17 protein-coding genes and 2 pseudogenes are annotated in these 20,216 nt (G+C 72.5%); 7 read left to right on the top strand and 12 right to left on the bottom strand.

Annotated elements, in window-relative coordinates:
- Nucleotides 1–10: 10 nt before the first annotated feature.
- Nucleotides 11–133 carry a hypothetical protein gene (locus tag ABZ906_RS16830; protein ID WP_361382665.1) on the top strand — a complete coding sequence of 41 codons (123 nt, stop codon included), beginning with the start codon at nucleotides 11–13 and terminating at the stop codon, nucleotides 131–133.
- Here ABZ906_RS16830 and ABZ906_RS16825 read toward each other — a convergent pair.
- On the bottom strand, nucleotides 117–1,805 hold the full coding sequence (locus ABZ906_RS16825) for a serine/threonine-protein kinase (protein WP_361382662.1): 1,689 nt from the start codon (nucleotides 1,803–1,805) through the stop codon (nucleotides 117–119). The two genes, ABZ906_RS16830 and ABZ906_RS16825, sit on opposite strands and share 17 nt — an antisense overlap.
- 228 nt (nucleotides 1,806–2,033) lie before the next feature.
- On the opposite strand from ABZ906_RS16825, the gene ABZ906_RS16820 reads away from it, so the two are divergent.
- The 4 genes from ABZ906_RS16820 (at nucleotide 2,034) to ABZ906_RS16805 (ending at nucleotide 5,686) form a co-directional block, all read left to right on the top strand.
- On the top strand, nucleotides 2,034–2,339 hold the full coding sequence (locus ABZ906_RS16820; RefSeq protein ID WP_361382659.1) for a hypothetical protein: 306 nt from the start codon (nucleotides 2,034–2,036) through the stop codon (nucleotides 2,337–2,339).
- 130 nt (nucleotides 2,340–2,469) lie between these two features.
- Nucleotides 2,470–3,204 carry an HAD-IA family hydrolase gene (locus ABZ906_RS16815; RefSeq protein WP_361382656.1) on the top strand — a complete coding sequence of 245 codons (735 nt, stop codon included), beginning with the start codon at nucleotides 2,470–2,472 and terminating at the stop codon, nucleotides 3,202–3,204.
- Nucleotides 3,205–3,316: 112 nt separating this feature from the next.
- Nucleotides 3,317–4,201 carry a hypothetical protein gene (locus ABZ906_RS16810; protein WP_361382653.1) on the top strand — a complete coding sequence of 295 codons (885 nt, stop codon included), beginning with the start codon at nucleotides 3,317–3,319 and terminating at the stop codon, nucleotides 4,199–4,201.
- A gap of 252 nt (nucleotides 4,202–4,453) precedes the next feature.
- Nucleotides 4,454–5,686, top strand: coding sequence for a Cmx/CmrA family chloramphenicol efflux MFS transporter (locus ABZ906_RS16805; RefSeq protein ID WP_361382650.1), 1,233 nt, complete (start codon nucleotides 4,454–4,456; stop codon nucleotides 5,684–5,686).
- Here the strand turns inward: ABZ906_RS16805 and ABZ906_RS16800 are convergent.
- The 11 genes and pseudogenes from ABZ906_RS16800 to ABZ906_RS16750 all read right to left on the bottom strand — a co-directional run bounded on the left by ABZ906_RS16800 (nucleotide 5,614) and on the right by ABZ906_RS16750 (nucleotide 18,536).
- Nucleotides 5,614–6,216 carry a hypothetical protein gene (locus ABZ906_RS16800; protein ID WP_361382647.1) on the bottom strand — a complete coding sequence of 201 codons (603 nt, stop codon included), beginning with the start codon at nucleotides 6,214–6,216 and terminating at the stop codon, nucleotides 5,614–5,616. The two genes, ABZ906_RS16805 and ABZ906_RS16800, sit on opposite strands and share 73 nt — an antisense overlap.
- A complete protein-coding gene (locus tag ABZ906_RS16795; protein ID WP_361189404.1) occupies nucleotides 6,206–7,045 on the bottom strand; it encodes an FkbM family methyltransferase in 840 nt (279 codons plus the stop codon). The genes ABZ906_RS16800 and ABZ906_RS16795 overlap by 11 nt, the downstream gene beginning before the upstream one ends.
- Nucleotides 7,042–7,269 (bottom strand): Trm112 family protein, encoded by a 228-nt coding sequence (locus ABZ906_RS16790; protein WP_361382644.1) that lies wholly within the window; start codon nucleotides 7,267–7,269, stop codon nucleotides 7,042–7,044. Before ABZ906_RS16790 ends, ABZ906_RS16795 begins: the two co-directional genes overlap by 4 nt.
- Nucleotides 7,269–8,174 carry a hypothetical protein gene (locus ABZ906_RS16785; RefSeq protein ID WP_361189408.1) on the bottom strand — a complete coding sequence of 302 codons (906 nt, stop codon included), beginning with the start codon at nucleotides 8,172–8,174 and terminating at the stop codon, nucleotides 7,269–7,271. Before ABZ906_RS16785 ends, ABZ906_RS16790 begins: the two co-directional genes overlap by 1 nt.
- A gap of 16 nt (nucleotides 8,175–8,190) precedes the next feature.
- Nucleotides 8,191–8,925, bottom strand: a complete 735-nt coding sequence (locus tag ABZ906_RS16780) for a class I SAM-dependent methyltransferase (protein ID WP_361189411.1) — start codon at nucleotides 8,923–8,925, stop codon at nucleotides 8,191–8,193.
- Nucleotides 8,922–9,857, bottom strand: a pseudogene (locus tag ABZ906_RS16775) (condensation protein); the annotation flags it as partial. The pseudogene ABZ906_RS16775 and the gene ABZ906_RS16780, both read right to left, overlap by 4 nt.
- Before the next feature lie 567 nt (nucleotides 9,858–10,424).
- Nucleotides 10,425–10,823 (bottom strand): annotated as a pseudogene (locus tag ABZ906_RS16770) (condensation protein); the annotation flags it as partial.
- Complete coding sequence (locus ABZ906_RS16765; RefSeq protein WP_361383245.1) at nucleotides 10,820–15,373, bottom strand: alpha-(1->3)-arabinofuranosyltransferase; 4,554 nt, start codon at nucleotides 15,371–15,373, stop codon at nucleotides 10,820–10,822. The gene ABZ906_RS16765 and the pseudogene ABZ906_RS16770, both read right to left, overlap by 4 nt.
- Nucleotides 15,370–16,089 carry a class I SAM-dependent methyltransferase gene (locus ABZ906_RS16760; RefSeq protein WP_361189416.1) on the bottom strand — a complete coding sequence of 240 codons (720 nt, stop codon included), beginning with the start codon at nucleotides 16,087–16,089 and terminating at the stop codon, nucleotides 15,370–15,372. The genes ABZ906_RS16765 and ABZ906_RS16760 overlap by 4 nt, the downstream gene beginning before the upstream one ends.
- A complete protein-coding gene (locus ABZ906_RS16755) occupies nucleotides 16,086–17,264 on the bottom strand; it encodes a glycosyltransferase family 4 protein (protein WP_361382641.1) in 1,179 nt (392 codons plus the stop codon). Before ABZ906_RS16755 ends, ABZ906_RS16760 begins: the two co-directional genes overlap by 4 nt.
- A 237-nt stretch (nucleotides 17,265–17,501) precedes the next feature.
- Nucleotides 17,502–18,536: a DUF3068 domain-containing protein gene (locus tag ABZ906_RS16750; protein WP_361382638.1), complete on the bottom strand. Its 1,035-nt coding sequence runs from the start codon at nucleotides 18,534–18,536 to the stop codon at nucleotides 17,502–17,504.
- A 191-nt stretch (nucleotides 18,537–18,727) separates the two neighbouring features.
- On the opposite strand from ABZ906_RS16750, the gene ABZ906_RS16745 reads away from it, so the two are divergent.
- Entirely contained in the window at nucleotides 18,728–18,880 is a 153-nt protein-coding gene (locus ABZ906_RS16745; RefSeq protein WP_361189422.1) for a hypothetical protein, read from the top strand.
- 12 nt (nucleotides 18,881–18,892) lie between these two features.
- Complete coding sequence (locus ABZ906_RS16740; protein ID WP_361189736.1) at nucleotides 18,893–20,197, top strand: helix-turn-helix domain-containing protein; 1,305 nt, start codon at nucleotides 18,893–18,895, stop codon at nucleotides 20,195–20,197.
- Nucleotides 20,198–20,216: the final 19 nt, after the last annotated feature.

Here is a 20,216-nt window from a genome sequence, read left to right as displayed (position 1 = left end):
GCGGAGGGGCTTGAGACGCGTGACGATGGGCCACCAACACCGCGACGCGTACGAGGAGTTCGGCCGCCGCTACCGCGCCGAGCTCGAAGGCCCGGAGCAGCAGGACGGGGCTGTCCTCAGCCCGTGCGTGTGAAGGAGTGGTGCGCCTTGATGAAGTGGCGCTCGCCCGCCGCCGCCTTTCCCGCGGGCGCGGACACCCACAGGTCGTACATCTTGCCGCCCTCGTCCCAGCTCAGGTCGAAGGTGCGGCGCGGTCCGCCGTCGCCGGAGCCGCCGTTCCAGGTGAACTCCCATACGGCGGCGGGGTGGCCGTTGTGCGTGGTCTGCCGGACCGAGCCGTCGCGGTAGCCGGGGTAGTCCGACGGGCCGTCCTCGTGTGCCTGGCGCATCACCGCCAGGGGGCCGTCCGGGTCAAGGGGCTGGGGGTGGACGCCGATGCGGAAGGCGTTGTCCGCCGAGTTGTAGAAGACGCGGGGCGGCTCGGCGGAGCGGACGAAGCCGGTGGGTGCCGCCATCGTGAAGCCGGTCGGGTCGGAGACCGTCCGGTAGCCCGCGGGGGCCGGATCGTCGGCGGGGTCGTCCGGCTTGTCGGGCGTGGCCGTCCCCGCCGGGGATTCCTTGCCGCTGCCCCCGGGCGACGGCTCGGGCGCGGCCGGGCCCTTCTTGCCGGGGTTCTTGGGCTTGTCGGCGCTCTTGGCGGGCTTCTTGGACGGTTCCTTGGTCCTCTCCTGCTTCTCGCGCACCTCGGCGGCGGGGCCGCCGCTCGCCGTCGCGTCCGACCGCGATCCGGAGTCCCGCGTCATCAGCCAGGCGCCGGTGCCGCCCGCCGCGAGGACGACCGCCAGGGCGCCGGCCAGGAGGGCCGTACGGAACCGGGTCCTGGCGGGCGGCGCGGGGGCGGCGCCGAGCACGATCGCAGGGTCGGGCGGGGGCGGCTGTACGGGCTTGGGGGCCACCGGCGTGCGGGGCACGGTGGGCATCCGCTCCTCCACCAGGAAGCCGCGCAGCGCCTGCTCGGCCTCGTCCGCGCCGAGCCGCCGACCGGGGTCCCGCTCCAGGAGGCCGCGCAGGACGGGGAGCAGCGGGCCCGCCGAGTCGGGAATCCGGATCTCGTCCATGACGACGGCGTGCAGGACCCCCGCCACCGAGTCGCGGTGGAACGGCGACTCGCCCGCGACGGCGGCGCAGAGCAGCACCCCGAGCGACCACAGGTCGGACTCCGGGCCCGTGCGCTTGCCAGCCATGCGCTCGGGGGCGGTGTACTCCGGGGACCCCACGAAGGCGCCCGTCTCCGTGAGCGTCGTCTGCCCGTCGACCTGCGCGATCCCGAAGTCGGAGAGCACCACGCGCTCCGTGCCCGCCTCCAGGAGCACGTTCGCGGGCTTGAGGTCGCGGTGCAGGACTCCGGCCGAGTGCGCGGCGCGCAGGGCGGCGATCAGGGCGAGACCGATGCGGGCGGCCTCGGCGGGCGGGACCGGGCCCTCCAGGGCCAGCCGGTCGGCGAGCGAGCGTCCGTCGATCAGCTCCATCACGAGCCAGGGCTGGTCGTCGTGCTGGACGACGTCGTGCAGGACCAGGATGCCGGGGTGCTTCACCTGCGCGACCGTGCGCGCCTCGCGCAGCGTGCGCTCGCGCCGCCCCGCGGCGTCGGCGGCCGACTGCCCCGCGTCGACGTGCAACTCCTTCACCGCGACGGCGCGGCCCAGAAGGTCGTCCTGTGCGCGCCAGACCGTGCCCATGCCGCCGCGCCCGAGCGGCGCCGTGATGCGGTAGCGCCCCGCTATGTGATCCCCGTGACTCGCCATGGCCGCATCATACGAACTCACGTTGCAAATGGCGCAGTTGGGCTGATTGGTGACCGTGGTGCGTGAGTGGCGTGACCGAGCGGTGAAGAGGGGTCGGGGGAGGCAGAGGGCACACGTGCTGAGGGCACGTGCAACCGCGCGCCGGATACGGGGCGTGCCTGATCGCCTACGTTTAGTGACTCCAGCGGATCGCGTGGGAGCGATCCGCACGGTGGAGGGGATCTCGACATGATCGACACGATGCGACGACGCATGGCCGTGGCGCTGGGGGCGCTCGCGGCCGCCGCGACCCTGACGATCGCGGTGCCGGGTTCGGCGTACGCGGCACAGGGTGTCCTGAGCATCAACGGCCAGGAGTACGAAAACCCGAGCGGCTGCTACGCCGTCGATTGGTTCCCGACATCGGTGACCAACAACACCGACGCCATCGCCGAGGTCCACTCGGGCCCCGATTGCAGCGGCCCGGTGGAGTGGCTGGTGTACCCGGGCGAGACGTACCACACGGAGACCGCCCAGAGCGTCTTCATCCTCTGAGACCCGGCCCTGCACGGCCCGGCACGGCGCGCGGCGCCCCGCTCCCCCGGGGCGCCGCGTGCGTGTCTCCGTGGGGAGTCTCCGGGGGCCCTTCATCGTGGCTTTACGCGACGGCCGATAGGCAGACCCCATGCCAACTCCCCGCCCGTTGCCCGTCGCGGGCCCCGAAGGCCCCATCCGCACCGTCGCTCCCGCCCCGGTCACACGGCCCGAGGCGGTGCTCTTCGACTTCTCCGGCACGCTGTTCCAGATCAAGTCGTACGAGGACCGCATCCGCGCCGCGCTGCCCGGCCCGGTGGACGAGACCGCGATGGACGCCATCCTCACCTCCCTGGAGGCGGGCCTCACGGACCCCGCCGTCATCGAGGCCCAGCACGCACGCGACGTCTCGTCCGCGGCCCACCGCCACGCGTTCACCACGTGGTACGCCTCCGCCCCGGTCCTCGCCCCCTTCGCCGACGTCCTCTACGACCAACTCCGCTCCCCGGAGCACTGGTTGCCGTACGCGGACGCGGAGAAGACGCTGGCCGCACTCGACGCACGCGGCATCGTGCTCGGCGTCGTCAGTGACGTCGGCTGGGATCTGCGGCCGACGTTCGCGCGGCACGGCCTCGACCGCTGGTTCGGCAGCTGGGTCCACTCGTACGAACACGCCACGGAGAAGCCCGACCCGCGTCTCTTCGCCCACGCCTGCGCCGAGTTGGGCGTCGCCCCCGCGGACACCCTGATGGTCGGCGACCACCCCGCCAAGGACGGCGGGGCCGCGGGCGCGGGGCTGCGGTCCTACGTACTGCCGGGCGGCGCGGCGCCGGGAGCGGTGCGCGGCCTCGACGCGGTGCTCCGGCTGGTCGACGGCCCGCACTGATCACGGCGGGGCGCGCGCCTGGACGCCCCGCTGACCTGGGCAAGGCACTTGTCGGGAGCACGACGAGAAGTTGTTAGCCTGCGGGGCGGATCATCGAACCCAGGAGGCCTCCGTGTCACCAGACCGCCCCACGATTGCCCTGGTCACCAGCAGGCCTCAGCTGGAGACCGGTCTCGACCGCGACCTCCCCGAACTGGCGCGCTCGCTCGGCGCGGCCGGCGCCGAAGTCGCCACCGTGGCCTGGGACGACCCGCGGGTCGACTGGGAGCGGTTCGACCTCGTCGTCATACGGTCCGCCTGGGACTACAGCGAGCGCCTCGCCGAGTTCGTGGCCTGGGCGGGGCGCGTCGCGCGGCTCACCGTCCTCGCCAACCCGGCGTCCGTGGTGCGGTGGAACACCGACAAGCGGTACCTGGAGGCGCTGGAGACGGCGGGCGTGCCCGTCGTGCCCACGCGCTATCTGGCGCCCGGTGATCCGCTGGAGATCCCGGACGACGGCGCGTTCGTCGTCAAGCCCGCGTCCGGGGCGGGCGCGCGCTACGCGGGCCGGTACGAGAAGGGCGAATACGAAGCCGCCGTACGGCACATCGAGCGGATGCACGCGGAAGGTCTCACCGCCATGGTGCAGCCCTACATGCCGCGCATAGACGAGACCGGCGAACGCGCGCTCGTGTATGTCGGCGGGCGCTTCCTGCACGCCGTGCGGAAGGGCGCGGTACTGGCTCCGGGCACGGCGTACGACGACGCGAAGATGCCCCATCCCGACCTCAGGACGTGGCAGCCGACGCCCGCCGAGCTCGCCCTCGCCGAACGGGCGTTGGCCGCGGTTCCGGGGACGCCCGAGCTGCTGTACGCGCGGGTCGACCTCATCGACGGGGCCGAGGGCGACGGGCTCCGCGTCATGGAGCTGGAACTCGTCGAGCCGAATCTCTTCCTCGGCCTGCATCCGGGATCGCTGTCCGCCGTGACCGAGGAGATCCTCGACGCCGCGGGGTGATCGGGCGGGGTAATCGGATGGACGCGGCGGCCGGGGGCTGCATACCCTGCCGCCATGTCCAGCCCTGAGTCCGACAGACCTTAGCCACCGGCCCGGCATGTCCGGTGGCCAAGCAGGTATGCGGAACCGCAGCGTGCGTCTGCGTGCGTCGTGGCTGGACGCGCCCACGCGGCGGAGCCGCATTTTCACAGCCCCGCGCCCTATCGGGGCGCGCTGTCGTGCGGACTCACTTTTCCCTCGCGGAGTACTCTCATGCCCTTTGCCCTCTACATGCTCGGACTTGCCGTCTTCGCGCAAGGCACCTCCGAGTTCATGCTCTCCGGTCTCGGCCCCGACATCGCCGCCGACCTCGACGTGTCCCTCTCGACCGCGGGCACCCTCACCTCGGCCTTCGCCGTGGGGATGGTCATCGGCGCCCCGGTGATGGCCCTCCTCAGCCGTCGCTGGCCGCGCAGGACCGCGCTGCTCGGATTTCTTCTCGCCTTCCTGCTCGTCCATGTCGTCGGCGCCCTGACCGGCAGCTTCGCCGTGCTGCTCGTCACCCGGGTCATCGGCGCGCTCGCCAATGCCGGGTTCCTCGCGGTGGCCCTGGTCGCCGCCGTCGGCATGGTCGGGCCGAACGCCAAGGGGCGGGCCACTTCGGTGCTGCTCGCCGGCGTCACCCTCGCCTGTGTCGTGGGCGTCCCCGGCGGCGCGCTGCTCGGGCAGTTCTTCGGGTGGCGGTCCGCGTTCTGGGCGGTGGCCCTGGTGTCGGTGCCCGCCGTCCTCGCGATCCTGTGGTCCGTGCCCGGCGGCATGCCCGGCGGCGCGTCCGGCGGCGTGTCCGGCCCCGAGCGGTCCGGTGTGCGCGGGGAACTGCGGGCGCTGCGCGAGCCGCGTCTGGTCGTGACCCTGCTGCTCGGGGCGCTCGTGAACGGCGCGACCTTCTGTACGTTCACCTATCTCTCGCCGGTGATCACCGATGTCACCGGGTTCCCGGAGAGCTGGGTGCCCGCCCTGCTCGCGCTGTTCGGGGCGGGGTCGTTCATCGGGGTCACGGTCGCGGGGCGGTTCGCGGACGCGCGGCCCGTGCCGTTCCTCCTCACCGGCGCGGTAGCGCTGCTCGCCGGGTGGGCGCTCTTCGCGCTGACCGCGGGGAATCCCGTGGCGGCGGTCGTGCTCGTCCTCGTCCAGGGCGCGCTGTCCTTCGGCGTCGGCTCCGCACTGATCACGCAGGCGCTCTACGCGGCCACCGGCGCCCCCACCCTCTCCGGCGGCTTCGCCACGGCCGCGCTGAACGTGGGCGCCGCGATCGGCCCCGCCGCCGGCGGCCTCGCCCTCGCGGCGGGGCTCGGCCACCGCTCGCCCCCGTGGGTCAGCGCGCTGCTCGTGGCGCTGGCCCTGGCGGTCGGCGCCGCGGCGCTGCGGAAGCGTCAGTCACCGTCCGGGAACGCCACCCTCTGCAACAGCCCCCAGGTGAACTCCGCGACGCAGCGCCGCGGCTGACCCGCCGCGTCCGGTGCCGTGAAGGCGAGCCGCCAGCGCGTGGGCGCCGTGCCCTCCATGGGGCGGGCCGGGGCGAACGCGCGGGCGGCCTCGTCGACCGTGCACGACCAGGGGGTGAGGTCGTCCAGCGTCCGCAGCGCGGGCCCCTCAGCGCCCGGCCCGCGGATCAGCCACTCGTTCCACACCGCGCCGTTCGGTGCGCGCAGGACCTCGAAGCGCAGGCTCGGCCAGAGCGGCACCGGCCACAGCAGCGCCTCGCACTCCAGGTCTCCCATCCGCCGCGTCACGGTGGCCTCGGGGGCGCCGAGCACCGAGCGGTAGCGGGCGGCCGCGCCGCGCGAGCGCGCGGAACGGGTCATCGCCTGCCAGCGGCGGTTGGCCTCGCGCATGTCCGCGATGGAGACGCCGAGCTCGTGCCGGGCCGCCTCCACCAGGTCCGGATTGTGGTCGGCCATGCGGCGCAGCAGGACCAACTGGAAATCGAGGGGCGTGAACGGGCCGGAGGACTTGGAGGCGGAGCTAGCGGACATGCGCTCCATGGTCGCGCACCGCCGCCGCTCCCGGGCGCCGCCCGCCGGGAAGGAACAGGACCGAATTGACGTACCGGGGCCTGCGCGGTGTGAGCACCCTGCGCAGCAGTCCCTGCGACACGACGTACGACGTGTCGTTCTGGTGCGCCTCCAGGTCGAAGTCGGCGAGCGGCAGCCAGGTGCGGTCGGGAAGGACCCAGCCCTGGTAGCCGTGGTGGCGGGTGAGCAGATCGACGATCGGCTCGATCGGCTGGATGCGGGACTCCAGCTCGATGAAGAGGGCCGGACGGTCGCGGACGAGCAGATCGTGGGCGCCCTGCAGGACCGGGAGTTCGTTGCCGTCCACGTCGATCTTGATGAAGTCGACGTCGCGCAGGCCGAGCCCGTCCAGGGTCAGGCAGGGCACGTCGACCGCCTCGGCGTGGATGTCCCTGCGGATGAGCGAGGAGACCCCGCGGTCGCCGCGGTCGCCCCGCGGCAGCCAGAGCCGTGCCGTGCCGGGGCGGTCCGTCGCCGCGGCCTGGATCACCCGCACATTGCCGGGCGTGGAGGTCTCCAGGAGCCGGGCCAGATGCGGGACGGGCTCCACCGTCACCACGCGGCGCGCACGCGAGGCCAGGCGGCGCGACCAGGGCCCGTACCAGCCGCCGACGTCCACCGCGGTGCCGCAGTCGCGCGGGCAGAGGTCCGCGAGGCGGGCCAGCTCCGGCTCGAAGCGCGGATAGACGAGCCGGGCCAGGGAGGCGATGAGCCGGGCGGGGAGGTGCGGGGCGAGGCGGGCGGCCACGGTCTTGTGGGGGCTCGCCTCGGTCCTATGCGGGCCCGTCACGTGGATATCCGCTTCAGGAGCTGCTCGTGCTCGTCCTCCGACAACTGCTCGCCGGATGAGGGCAGGAGCTGCGGTATGCCGTCGACGATCGGGTAGCGGCGGCGCAGCCGCGGGTTGTAGAGCACCTCCTCCGGTACGAGGGGTTCCGAGGGTTCCAGGAGATGCAGGGGCCCCTTGTCCAGCGGGCAGGCGAGGATCTTCAGCAAGGGATCTTCGGGGTTCATCAGCTGGTCAACTCCTTGGTGGGGGGCGTGGGTTGCGGTGGTGGCGCGTCATGCTTGGGCATGGCGAGGAGTACGGTCACCGCGAGCGCCGTGCCCGCGATCCGCAGGGCGAGCCGCAGCGGCTCGTCGGGCAGCGGCTCGCCGAACGCCAGCGTTCCGAGTACCGCGGTGAAGAGCGCGGTAACCGTCGTGCAGACCGGCACGATGAGCGAGGCCCGGCACCGCTGGAGCGCCGCCTGGGACATGACCAGGCCGAACGCGCCGGTGAACAGCAGGAGATACGGGTACGGGCTGGCGAGCAGGTGCAGCAGCGCGGAGCCGAGGCCCTGCGTGGTCAGATAGCTGGAGACGCCCTTGATGGCGAGCGAGCTGACTCCGTAGAGGAGCCCCACGGCGACCCCGTACTCCACGCCTGTCGTCGGCAGGCGGTGCCGGTGCTTCGCGCGGCGCTCGGCCGAGCCGTAGAGCAGGACTCCCGCGGCGAGGGAGGGCAGGCAGACCGTGAGGACGAGTGGCACGGGCGCGCTGCGGCTCACGGTGTCCGCCTCCTCGCTCAGCGAGAGGACGACCATGAGCAGCGCGAGGAGGATGGCCCCGACGGCGTACCGCTCGCGCCCCGAGGTCTGCTCCCCGAGCAGCACGGAGGAGAGCAGGAGCAGGAGGACGAGCCCGGAGACGAAGATGCCCTGCGCGGCGGCGATGGGCAGCGTCCGGTAGACGGCGAGCTGCGCGCCGAACCCCGCGGCGAGCGCGAGCGATCCGCCGATCCACAGCGGGCTGGAGATCACCTGCCTGAGCAGCCGTGCCGGGCTGCGCACGCTGACGGACGGCATCGCGGTGAGGGCACGTTTCTCCAGGACGAACCCCGTGCTGTAGAGGACGTTCGCGAGCAGTGCGGCGGTCACACCCCACCACATGGCGTTACGCCTTTCGGGCGTGCAGCAGCAGGATCGACGAGGCGCTCGGCACGGCGCAGGCGAGCCGGTCCAGGGCGCGCAGCGGGCGTGGCACGCCGTGGAAGGGGGCGCCGGCGACCCGTACGACGTCGAATCCGGAAGCGGCGACGAACTCGCGCAGCGCGCGGGCGGTGTAGAGCCGCAGATGCCCGACCACCTCGCTGCCGGGGCGGCCGTGGATGCCGCGCAGGCTGACCTCCGAGAAGACGGGCTGCACCCCCGCGAGCAGGAGCCCGCGGTTGTACCAGGCGGCGAGGTTGGGCGTGGACAGCATCAGGTGACCGCCCGGCCTGAGCACTCTGCGCAGCTCGTCGAGTGCGCTGTCGGGGTCGACCAGATGCTCGATGACCTCGCTGAAGAGGACGGCGTCGGCGGCACCGTCGGCGAACGGGAGCCCGCCGTCGGTCAGTTCGCCGCGCACGACGTACGGAAGGTGCGCGTGCGCCCGCTTCAGGGCGTCCTGCGACCAGTCGACGCCGATCACGCGGTGGCCCGCGAGGAGCGGGGCCGCGGTCGCCGCCGCTGTGCCGTCGCCGCAGCCGATGTCGAGCACGACGCAGGTGCGGGCGGTGGCCGGTCCTATGGCGTCGGCGAGCATCCGGGCCTGGCGCAGGCTGCGGGCGTCGCCGGACGCGACGGGGACGGAGGGGTCCTCGTAGAAGTCCCGCAGGTCGCGGGGTGCGGTACTGGTGCTGGTCATCGCTTCGTTCCCTCCTCCGTGTGCTCGGTGGCGTGGAGGTAGTGCTCGAAGAGGTCGCGCAGATGGGCTCCGTCGCCGCTGCTGAGCAGGGTCTTCGACCAGCGCAGGGCGACGTGCAGACGCCCGGCGGTGGCGGCCGTGGTCACGGTCAGGCCGCGGGGGAGACGGGCGGGCGCGGAGAACCAGACGGCGTGGGCGCGGCCGGCGTCGCCGAAGTCGAGGGGGTAGGGGACGCGCCCGATGTTGCTGAGCAGCGTGGTGGAGGTCCAGGGCGCGGCGGCTCTGCGCAGACCGCGCGTGAGTGCGGCCCTGAGGGTGACGGGCAGGACGGGCGAGGTCAGCAGGGCGGCGCCGTGGCCCAGTTGGGGGCGGGGGAGGGCCTTGAGGGCGCGGGTACGTTCGGCGGTGCGGCGCAGGAGTGCCCCGATGTCCTCGGGGCCCCAATCCTCGGAGGTCAACTCGGCCGCGCTGAAAGGCACTTCGACGAGCCGCGTGCCGTTGCCTATCGGCATGTCCATGCTGCGGGGCCGGTCGTCGACGGGCATGGTGATCCGGAACGGCTTCGGCCGCGCTCCGTGCTCCCGGTTCCAGTGCGCGATCATCAGCGCGGTCGCCACCATGAGCTGGTCGTTCACGGTGAACGGCGCCCCCTTCGGCCGCCTCGGCACGGCCAGTTCGGCGACGAGCATGCCGTTGCCGGGCGAGGGCTCGGGCGTCCCGCGCGAGACCCGGGCAGGCGGAGCCCACCCACCGGGCGCATCCGCGACCGGCTCGGCGTCACTCTCGGCCCCGGAGGACGAGGCCGTACGCAAGGGAGGCGCGGCGGGCGAGTTGTCCTGCCCGCCGTACAACTCGGCGGCGGTGGCAAGCACGCGCAGACAGGCGGGGCCGTCAAGGGCGGTGTGATTGATGGTGAGAAAGAGAACACTGCCGTTGCTGGCGGGTCGCCCTGCGCTGGTGGGTGCGGGGCCCGCGCCGGGGGCGCCGGGCCCCTCGACACCGCCCGCGTCCGGGCCGACGCCCGAGGCGGTCGCCTCGCCGACCCCCGGAGTGCCGGGGGCGGGTGCGCCGCCCGGGTCGGTGCCCTCGCCCGACCCGGCGGTTGCCTCTTCGCGATTCGGGGCTGGTGCGCCACCGGTGGCGGGTGGAGCACCTTCGGCGGCTCCCGCCCCGCCACCCCCCGGGACGACGGTCGTGCCGCTGGCGGGCGCCCCGCCCGGGCCGGCGCCCTCGCCGGGTCGGGCGCCTGCGTCACTGCCGTTGGTGGCGGCAGTCCTGTCCGGACCTGAGCCGTCGGCCCCGCCGAGGGCAGTGTTCGGGTTGCCATTCCGTGCGGTACTTGCCCCGTCCGGGGCAGGGGTTGAGCCCGGGCGGTCCGCCCCGGCGGGGGCGGAGCCCGTACCGGCCGCCTCGCCGAGAGCCGCGTTCGCGCGGCCGTTCTGGGAGGTGGCTGCTCCGGCCGTGCTGGAGGCGGCCGCGTCGGAGGCTTCCTCGGCGGCTATTACCTCCAGGCGGATCGGTGGGGATGCCGTCAAGGGTGGGGCCTCCGAGAGGGAGCGGGTGCGGGCCTTTTTCAAGGCGTCCCGTTCCGGTGGCGGGAACGTCACCACCTCCACGTCCGGCTCCCCCGTCAGCTCCCACTCGTAGCGGCGCCGGTACCAGGGCCCCCGCGCCTCCCGCATCAGGATGCGCGGGTGGCGGCGCAGGGCCTCGGCGAACGCGGCCTTCAGGCGGGCCGGGTCCGGGGTGCCGGGCAGGTGGACCTCGATGTGTACCGTCTCCGGCTCCTCCTCCTGGAGGCAGTGCCGGGCGACCTCGTCGACGACGGGGAACGGCACGCGCTCCGGGGGCCGTTCGGGTCCGTCCGCGTGACGTGCCGGGTGATCGAGTGCGGTCATCGGTTGGTGTCCTCCCCGGGGGCGGACGGCGCCGCGGCTCCCGCGAGCCCCTCCGTCGTCCTTGGCCTGCGCCGCCTGAAGCGCGTGGTCCGTGCGGTCCGCGCGCCCGGCGGCGGAAGTTCCGCCTGTGCGGACGCCGGGCCCCGCGCGGAGATGGTCGAACTCGCGGCCCGCGGAGCACCCCCCGCGTCCATACTGCCGCCACCACCCGCATCAGCACCCGCCCCGCTCTCCCCGCGTTTGCGGCGGGGCAGCGGCCTCGTACCCGGGTCTTGGTCGGGCCCGGGCACCGGCGTGCTGCCACCCGGAGGCGGAGGCGTTACCGGGGGAGCGGCGGGCGGCGGCTGATGCGGAGGCGGCTCCCAGGCGGCAGCCTCGCCGCCCTCACCGGGCTCCCCGGTGTCGCCGCGCGCCCCCGCAGCGGTGCCCCGCACACTCACCAGCGCCGCGAACAGCGCGATCAGCGCGAGGAGTTGGGCCGCGGGACTGAACGCGCCCGCGTCCGACGTGGTCGGCTCACCCGCATTCACCGCCGCCACGATCCCCGCCGCCCCCATCGCCAGGAAGGCCAGCGGGACAAGAAGGGAGTGCCGGCGCCACGCGAGGACCGCGAGCGCGGGCACAAGCAGCGCGAACCAGCCCGCGATCACGACACCCACCAGCGTCAGCGCCACCGTGCCCAGGATCAGCCCCGGCGCGGGCGGCGCCACGTCCGGACCGTCCGGGTTCGGGTCGCGGCGCCGGATCAGGACCAGGGCGATCAGCGCGAGGACGCCGATACCGCCGCCGATCAGACCGATCTCGTAGATCCGCGAGGGCTCGTACGACAGCTTGACCGTGCCGCCCTCGCCCTCGGGTATCAGGAAGCCCTGCTGCCAGCCGTCGAGCCGCACGGACGACAGCTCCTTGCCGTTCAGCGTGGCCTTCCAGCCGTCGTTGATGTTCTCGTACGTCGAGAGGTAGGAGGCCGAGCCCGCGCCCACCGCCACCTCGCGCCGGTCGCCGAGCCAGTCCTTGATGTTCAGGGAGCGCGACTCCTTGTCGACCGACCCCGGCGTCCCCTGCGTCAGCGAGACGTCCATGAGGGCGAGCGGACCCGCGTCACCGGCCTCGACGGTGTGCTCGCCGGAACCGAGCGACATCGTCGTGTTCTCCGATCCGCGCGAGCAGAGCGTCACCTCGATGGGCCGCCGCTCGACCAGATCCCGTACGGAACCCTTCGCGCTCGTCGCGTGCAGCTTGCCGTCGACGGCGAGATCCGGGCCTTCCCCGCAGGCGAGCTCGAACTTCTCCGAGGCCGGAGGCTGCTCCGTACGGAACTTGTCGAGGGCCGGGACATAGACCTCGGTGAGCCCCACCGGCAGCTGCAACTGGGCGTCCGCCACCGGGTTGTGGACCGTGAGCGGCGCGGTCTGCGTGATGGTGACGGTCAGTTCGTCCGTGGTGATCGGCGCGAACCGCGCGTTGCCGTTCTCGTCGACACCGGCGACCGCCGCGCCGTCCGGCGAGCTGATCTCGATCTTCTCGGGGCGCGTCGAGAGCCCGCCCGCCGCAGGCAGGACGATCTCGTCGATCTCCTGCTTGCCCTTCCACTTCAGATGGACCACCGGACTGTCGCCGGCGATCCACGCCGTCGTCAGATCGCCGTCCGTGAGATTGCGCGGGGACAGACCGCCGCCGAGCTTCGACGTGGAGTCGGCGCTCGCGATGATCTGGTCCTTCTGCTCCGGAGCCACCTTGTAGAGCAGCTCGTCGAGCTCGGACCCCGGAACGGCGAGCGCGCTCGCCTTCACCTCGTACTCGCCGTCGGCCGGCGTCGAGAAGCGGCGGTGCAGCCCCGACTCGGCGTTGACCGGGTTCAGCGCGCCCGGGTCGGAGGAGCGGTGCATCGAGTACGTCGTCGCGTCGGCGCCCGCAGCCGCGTCGCGGCCCGCGTCGGCCCCGGTGTCCTTCGGCAGCTGGAGGAGCTTCGTCACGCGCACACCCGGAACGGTGATCTCCGAGAACCCGGCGCCGGTCAGACCCTCCCTGCCGATCTGCGCGTCCAGGATCGTGACCTTCAGCCAGCTCGACTCACCGGCGGGCGCCTTGATGCGCTGCCGCATGCCGTTGGGCTGGAGGAAACTCGTACGGCTGCCCTGCTCCGTCTCCACCCGCACCCGCGTCGGCGCGGCCCGCACGCCCTCCTGCGGCAGCGGTATGACCCGGATCGAGGAGGGGATCGACTCCTTGGACCTGAACTCCGCCTTGATCCAGGCGCCCTTCGGCGTTCCGGGGCTGCCCTCGGCCCACGACGTCGCAGGGTTGCCGTCGAAGGCGTTCACGGGGTCGTACTGCGGCAGATGGAAGAGCCAGTTGCCGTAGCTCGACGCCGTCACGGACTTCGCGCCGCGCAGCACCGCCGTCGTCTGGTGCTCGATCCCGTCGGTGGGCAGGATCTGGTGCGGCTTCTTGCCCGGATCCTGGAGGGCGCCGCTCGCGTTGCGTTCGCCGGGTGTGTACGTATAAGAGGTGTTGGAGCTGACCAGGCCGAAGCGGGTGTCGGCGCGGCGCAGACCGTCACCGACCGCCTGGAGTGCGGGAGTTCCCACTCCGGGGTGGTTGTCGCCGGTCAGGACGGACGGTCGGTCCCGCATGGAGGGGTCGGCGGAGAGCTGGAGCAGCGACTCGGGGCCGCCGCTCACCACGGCCGTGTTCGACACCGGCTTGATCCCGGCCTGTCCCGGCCGTTCGGCGCCCGACTTCGGGGCGTAGATCTCCACCGCGCGCTCGCGCGGGTAGAGGCCCTCGACCTGGAGGGGCGTGTCGTCGGGGATGATCCCGCCGGTCTCGGTCGGACCCAGGCCCTTGACGCGGTCGTAGCCCGACTCCTCCAGGGTCCGCTTCACGGTCGACGTCGGCACGTTGCCGATCTGGTCGGGGTCGAGGTCATTGCGTACGACGACGTAGTAGAGGCCCGCGCGCGTCAGATAGTCCTGGAGGCCGGGGACGGCGCCACCCGTGGCGAGCGCCTGCTCCACCGCGTCCATCGCGCGCCGGTTGCCGGGCGTGCCGAACGGGACGTAGTCCCGCTGTGCCCAGCGCGAGTCGGCGAGCACGTCCAGGGGCTGGTCGATGGGCGAGCCCCAGGTGTAGATGCCGTGCGCGGTGGCGGGCACCACGAGCGCGCGGGAGTCGGGGGAGTACTTCTCCAGCCAGTCGGCCGTCGCCTGCCAGTACGTCGGCAGCTTCTTGAACGAGCCGGGCTGGAGGATCGAGCCGTTCAGGTAGGGGAAGGCGAGGCCCGGAAGGACGAGCAGGGCCGCGATCAGCGGGGCGTAGCGCCGCCCCCGCACCGGCCGCGCCCCGCGCGACTGCGCGGCCACGCCCACCAGGTGCATCAGGCCGAAGACCAGGGCGAGCGCGAGGCCCGTCTGGAACTTGTAGATGTTGCGGAAGGGGACGAGCCCGCCGTTCAGCCACGACTGCACGGTGTCGTGGAAGGGCGCGCCGAACGCGCCGCCGTACCCGGCGAGCGTGACGAGCGCGACCGAGAGCACGGTCAGGACGAGCCAGCGCCGCTCGGGCAGATCGCGCCGCGCGAGCCCGGCGAGGCCCAGGGCGGCGGCGAACCCCGAGCAGACCACGACGATCCAGGCCGTCGCGACCGTCCAGCCCGCGGGCAGCCATGCCTCGCCGAAGTTCAGGTACGCGACCCAGTTGCCCGCGCCGCGCAGGGTCTCCGTGGCCGACATCGTGCCGGTCGTGGTGGCCGAGGTCTCCACATAGGGCAGGAAGTTCTCGCCGTAGATGCCGAGCATCAACAACGGCACCACCCACCAGGCGGTGGCGAGGATGACGCCGGGCACCCACCAGGTGATCAGCTTCCGCTTGCGCGGTCCGTTCGGTCTCGACAGGAGATACAGGCCCACCGGAAGCAGGGACGCCAGTGTCGCCGCCGCGTTCACGCCGCCCATGAAGGGGATGAAGAGCGCGGAGCGCAGGGCGGCCGAGCGCGCGCTGATCCGGTCGTTCAGGAGCGGGAGAAGCACCCACGGGAGCAGGGCGCCGGGCAGCGCCGCCGCCGACGTCGACCCGACGACCACGGTGAACGTCGGCCACAGGGCGTACGCCATCGCGCCGAGCAGCCGGCTCGCGCTGCTGCCGATCCGCATCCGCTCGGCGAGCCGCAGCACACCCCAGAACGCGGTGGCCACGATCAGCGAAAGCCAGAGCCGCTCCGCGAGCCACACGGGGAGCTGGACGAGCTTCGCCAGACCGTAGAACGGCAGCATCGGCCAGGTGTATCCGACGTACTGGTCCTGGATTCCGCCGAACCCGCCCCGGTCGTGCCAGAGCTGGCCCAGGTCGGAGAGGAACTGCCAGGGGTCGACGGCCACACCCAGCTTGGTGTCGAACGTCATCCGCCCCGGCTGCACGGCCAGGAAGAGGACGAACACCACGGCCCAGAACCCGAACAGCCAGCGCTTGGAGCGCGGCCCCCGTCCGGGCTCGGGGGCGTCAGCCGTGGGCCGGACCGACGCCGGGGGTGGGGCCTGCACCGTGGTCATGGACACCGCCTGAGGATGAGGAGGAGATTCCAGGTGGCGAACTCGCGTACACCCGGCACTTTGGTGATGGCACCGGCCAGGAAGGGCCAGTAGCGGGACCGTGCGGACACGACGGACACGTCGTCCCTCGCCCGCACTTGGCGCAGGGTCGGGCCGACGTGGTGGGCGAAGAGGTTCTCGCCGAGCGTGTGTTTGGCTGCTCTGCCGGTACGCCGTTCATAGCGGGCCCGCGCGCGGGCGCCGCCCAGGTAGTGCCAGGGCGCCCACTCGTGGCCGCCCCACGGCGAGTACCAGTTGGTGAAGGAGACGTAGATCAGGCCGCCGGGCCTGGTCACCCGCACCATCTCGCTGAGGAACGTCTGCGGATCGTCCACGTGCTCCAGGACGTTGGAGGAGAAGGTGACGTCGGCGACGCCGTCCGCCAGCGGCAGGAGGTAGCCGTCGGCGACGACGGAGCCCTCCGGCGGCTTGGCGCCCAGCTCGGCCGGGTCCGGCTCGAAGAGGAAGCTGTGCGCGCCGCGCCGCCGGAACTCCTCGGTGAAGTAGCCCCCGCCGCCGCCGACATCGACGACGACGCGGTCCCTGACCGGTCCATAGGCCTCGACCTGGTCGGCGGCGTCACGGGCGAGCAGGGTGTAACACCGCTCGGGCTCCTGCTGCTCGCGCATGAAGGCCCGGAAGAGGGTGGCGGAACGGCGCAGGGACGGGTCCTTCACACGGACCCCTGGGGTGCCTGCTGTGCTGCCTGGTGCGTGACGATCGCCTCGGAGGCCACCGCCTGGAACTCGCGTACGGAATTGGCCCACCGGTAGCCGGCGGCCCGCTCACCGGCGGCCTTGCCGAAGGCCCTGCGGCGCTCGGCGCTCAGCGCCAGGGTGCACCAGGCGGCGGCGAAGGAACTCTCGCCGCGGGCGAGCAGTCCCGTCACGCCGTCCTCGATGGAGTCACGTACACCCGGTACGTCGAAACCGATGGCCGGTGTCGAACGGCTCGCCGCCTCGGTGATCACCAGGCCCCAGCCCTCCACGGCCGACGGATGGAGCAGCATCCACGCCTCGCAGAGCAGCCGGTGCTTCTCCGCCTCGGAGACATGGCCCCTGAACTCCACGCCTGGACCTGCGAGTTGTTCCAGGCGCTCCCGCTCGGGGCCGTCGCCCACGATCACCAGACGTCCTCCGGTGACGGGTCTGACGCGCTCCCAGAGGCGAAGGAGCAGATCGATGCGCTTGTACTCGACGAGGCGTCCCATCGCCAGGAACATCGGCTCGTCCGAGCGGGGATGCAGCGTCCCCGGCTCCTCGACCCCGTTGTGGACTATCCGTATGCGCTCACGCTCGACGCCTATCGCGCGCAGGGCGGTGGCCGTCGACGGCGAGACGGCCACCAGGAGATTCCCGCGCTGGGCGCCGGAGAGCGACCAGTGTTCGAGTCTTCGGCCGAGCCGGGCCGCGGGGGCGAGCGCGCCCTGGAAGCGCATCCCCCACAGATCGGTGTGGACGTGGTTGACCAGGCACAGCGTGGGCCCGCGGTGCCACAGCGGCGCCAGGTAGGGCATGCCGTTGCAGACCTCGACGAGGAGGTCGCAGTCGCCGACCTGCCGGGTGAAGGCGGAACGCGAGCGCAGATAGTGCCCGAGGTCGCCGCCCGCCGACACGACGCGGTAGTCGCGGAACGCGGCCGGGCCCCCGCACAGGAGGGTGACCTGGTGGCCGAGCTTGCTCAGGCCGTCGGCCAGTCGGTCGACGAGCAGTTCGGACCCGCCCGCGGCCGGGTTCGCGAGATCGCGGCGGGCGAGAAAAACGATCCGGCGCGGCTGCGGGGGAAGTGCCGGAAGCCGTTGCGCGGCCCGCGGGGTGGCGGCGCGCAGCGGAGAAGGCACGTGCTGGGGCATGCGTGCTCCAACTCGTCAGGGTGCGGAACCGTGAGGCGCTTATGGGGGGTTGCACCGTTCGGGGGTCGCTTGCGGACGTGCTGTGCTCGGACTGTGCGCGGTGCTGTGACTGTGCGGGGGTGGTGCGGGGGTCGTGCGGGGACTGTGCTCGGGTGGGAACGTTAGTTTTCGCCGCAGTCTTCGACGCGGCTACTCACCGAAGTGACAAGTTCTGGGCTTTCAACGGCTGACGTCTCATCACATCGTGCTGGGTTGCAGGGTGGTTGGGGACGTATCGCCATTCGGACCGTTCGGCTCCGCCGCACTGCCCGGCCCATTTGACCCGTGTGTCCCGCTGTCGGACCGCCGTCCCCGCAGCACCAGAACGCCTCCCGCGATCGCGAGCAGCCCACCCAGCACGGCCGCCCCCACGGGCAGCGTCCCGCCGACCAGTTCGAGCCGGCTGCTGTCGTCGTCGGCGAGCTCGACCTGTGCCTTCTGCGTCTTCGTCGTGAACGCGATGCGCTTGCTGTCGAGCAGCACCGTCGCGTCCTTGTCCGAGCCGGGGGCGCGCAGCGTCTTGCGGGGGCCGATCGCCGCGTAGATGATCCGGCCCGTGCGCTTGTCGGCGACCAGCTCGACGCCGTGGTTGGCGTACCACTCCTCGGCGAGCACGTTGCTGCGCTTGGGCTGCCCCACCAGGCGGCCCGGCACAAGACGCGTTCCGGTCTTCGCGGGCTTCACCTTCGCGGTGAAGCGGTAGCCCTCGTAGCCCTGGATCTTCTTGGTGCCCCGGAAGGTCAGCGGGACGGTGGCGCCCAGGGTGTTGTCCCACCAGATGTAGGAGCGTTTTTGCACGTCGAAGGGGAACTTGAGGTAGGCCTCGCCCTCGAAGTACGGCTTCTCGCCGCAGCAGTGCACCGGCCTGTTCGTCTCGCGGTCGGTGACCCAGCGCTCCGTCGTGAACTGGAGCGAATCATGCGGGTCGGAGGCCGGAAGCGACGAGTCCGGGTCGACGGACGTGACCACGTCCCAGACCGCGTGCTCGTCGTTGCTGTCGGCCACGTCGCCGCGCACCTGACGCGTGATCGTCAGGTTCTTGCCGTGCACGGTCTTGATCTTCTCGGTGTCGAAATAACTGCCTCTGCCCTTGAAGACCGTGGTGGTGTCGATGTCGACGGGAGTGCGTTTCGCTTGCGGTGCGACGTACCAGGCAAGCATCGGGGCCAGGACGAGCAGAAACACGCCCAGACCGAGGAGGATCAGCGAGAGGGGTGAAGCTGTGCGGCGCATCCGGCACTCCTGGGGGCGGGTGAGAAGTGTTACCGAGCCGTATGGGGCCGTGACGCTAGGCGGACCCTTGACGAAGTGTCAATGCGTTGATGAGACTGTGCACTTGCCGGGCGGGGCCGGTTCGGGACTGTGTGATCGATGTCCGTACGACCAGGGTGGGGACGACCTCCAGCAGAGAGGCTGACCCTGACATGCACCGATTGCTAGCCGCCGGTCTGACCGTCGTCGTCGCCGCGGCACTCGCCGTGGGCGCCGCGTTCGGCATCGTCGCCGCCCTGAACGCGACGCCGGAACAGCCCAACACACCACTCGTGCACTACGAGACTGCCCCTCGGGGACAGTGAGTGGCCGTGCCCGTGACCGAGAGCCAGGGTTCGCTGTCCGTCCGCTCGGCCTGGCGCGACGTGCCGCCCGTGCTCGTACGGCGGTTCGCGGCGCTCGCCCTGGACGAAGTGCCCGCCCTGGCCCAGGACATACTCCGGGAGATCCGCGCCGAGTACCCCGGCCTGCCGGTCGTCCTCGACGACTCGGGCGAGCCCATGGCGCTCATCGGCATACGCCGTGCCCTGGAGGGATTCGTCCAGCAGATCGCGTCCGCCGAGGGGCGGCCCCGCTATCCGCTGGAGGTCTTCCAGGAATTCGGCAGGGGCGAGGGCCTGCACGGCCGCAGCCTCGACTCGCTCCAGGCGATCTACCGCCTCGGCGTGCGGCTGGCCTGGCGCCGCCTGGCCGAGATCGGCCAGCAGATCGAGATCCCGCCACCGGCCATGTACGAACTCGCCGAGTCGGGCTTCGAGTATCTGGACGGTCTGGTCGACCAGTCCGTCCGCGGATACGCCGAGGCCGCGGCCCGGCAGGCGGGTGAACGACTGCGCCTGCAAAGGAAGTTGATGGAGCTGCTGCTCTCCGAGCGGCGCGGCGAACCGGGGCCGGGAGCGCCGGCCGATTCCGGTTCCCGTTCGGGTTCCGGTTCGCACTCAGGGCAGCGGCGGCCCGGCGTCCGCAGCGCGCTCGACGAACGGGCCGCCCGCGTCGGCTGGCAGCTGCCCGAACGGGTCGCCGTCGGGGTGCTGCTCCGCCCGGCGAGGGAAGCCGTGGCGCCCGCCGTCGGCCAGGGCGTCCTGCTCGACATGGAGACCGAACAGCCCCGTATGGTCGTCCCCGACCCGGAAGCGGCGGGCCGCCCCGAGCTGCTGCGGCGCGCCATGGCGGGCTGGTCCGGCGCGATCGGCCCGCCCGTGCCGCTCGCCGACGCCGCGAAGTCACTGCGCTGGGCCGAGGCCGCGGTCCGTCTCATGGAGCGCGGACTGCTGCCCTCCGGCGAGGTCCTGCACTGCACCGAGCACACCGAGGCCCTGGTCCTGCTCCAGCCGGAGGAACTCATCGAGGACCTGGCCCGCCGCTGCCTCGCCCCGCTCGCCCACTGCGGCCCCGCGCACGGCCGCCGCCTCGCCGAGACCCTGCTGGCCTGGCTGGAGACGCGGGGCGGAGCGCCGGAGGTCGCCGCCCGTCTCGGGGTGCATCCGCAGACGGTGCGCTACCGCCTGCGGCAGATCAGGGAGCTGTGGGGCGACGAGGTCGACGATCCCGACCGCCGCTTCGAGCTGGAACTGGTGCTCAGGGCCCGGCGGTTGCGGGGCGAGCTCGGGCGGGTGGGCTGAGCGGGGGTGTGCGGGTAGC

Origin of the sequence: Streptomyces sp. NPDC046925 (assembly GCF_040644915.1) — a bacterium.
GTDB lineage: Bacteria > Actinomycetota > Actinomycetes > Streptomycetales > Streptomycetaceae > Streptomyces.
This window is presented reverse-complemented; position numbering and strand designations above follow the sequence as displayed.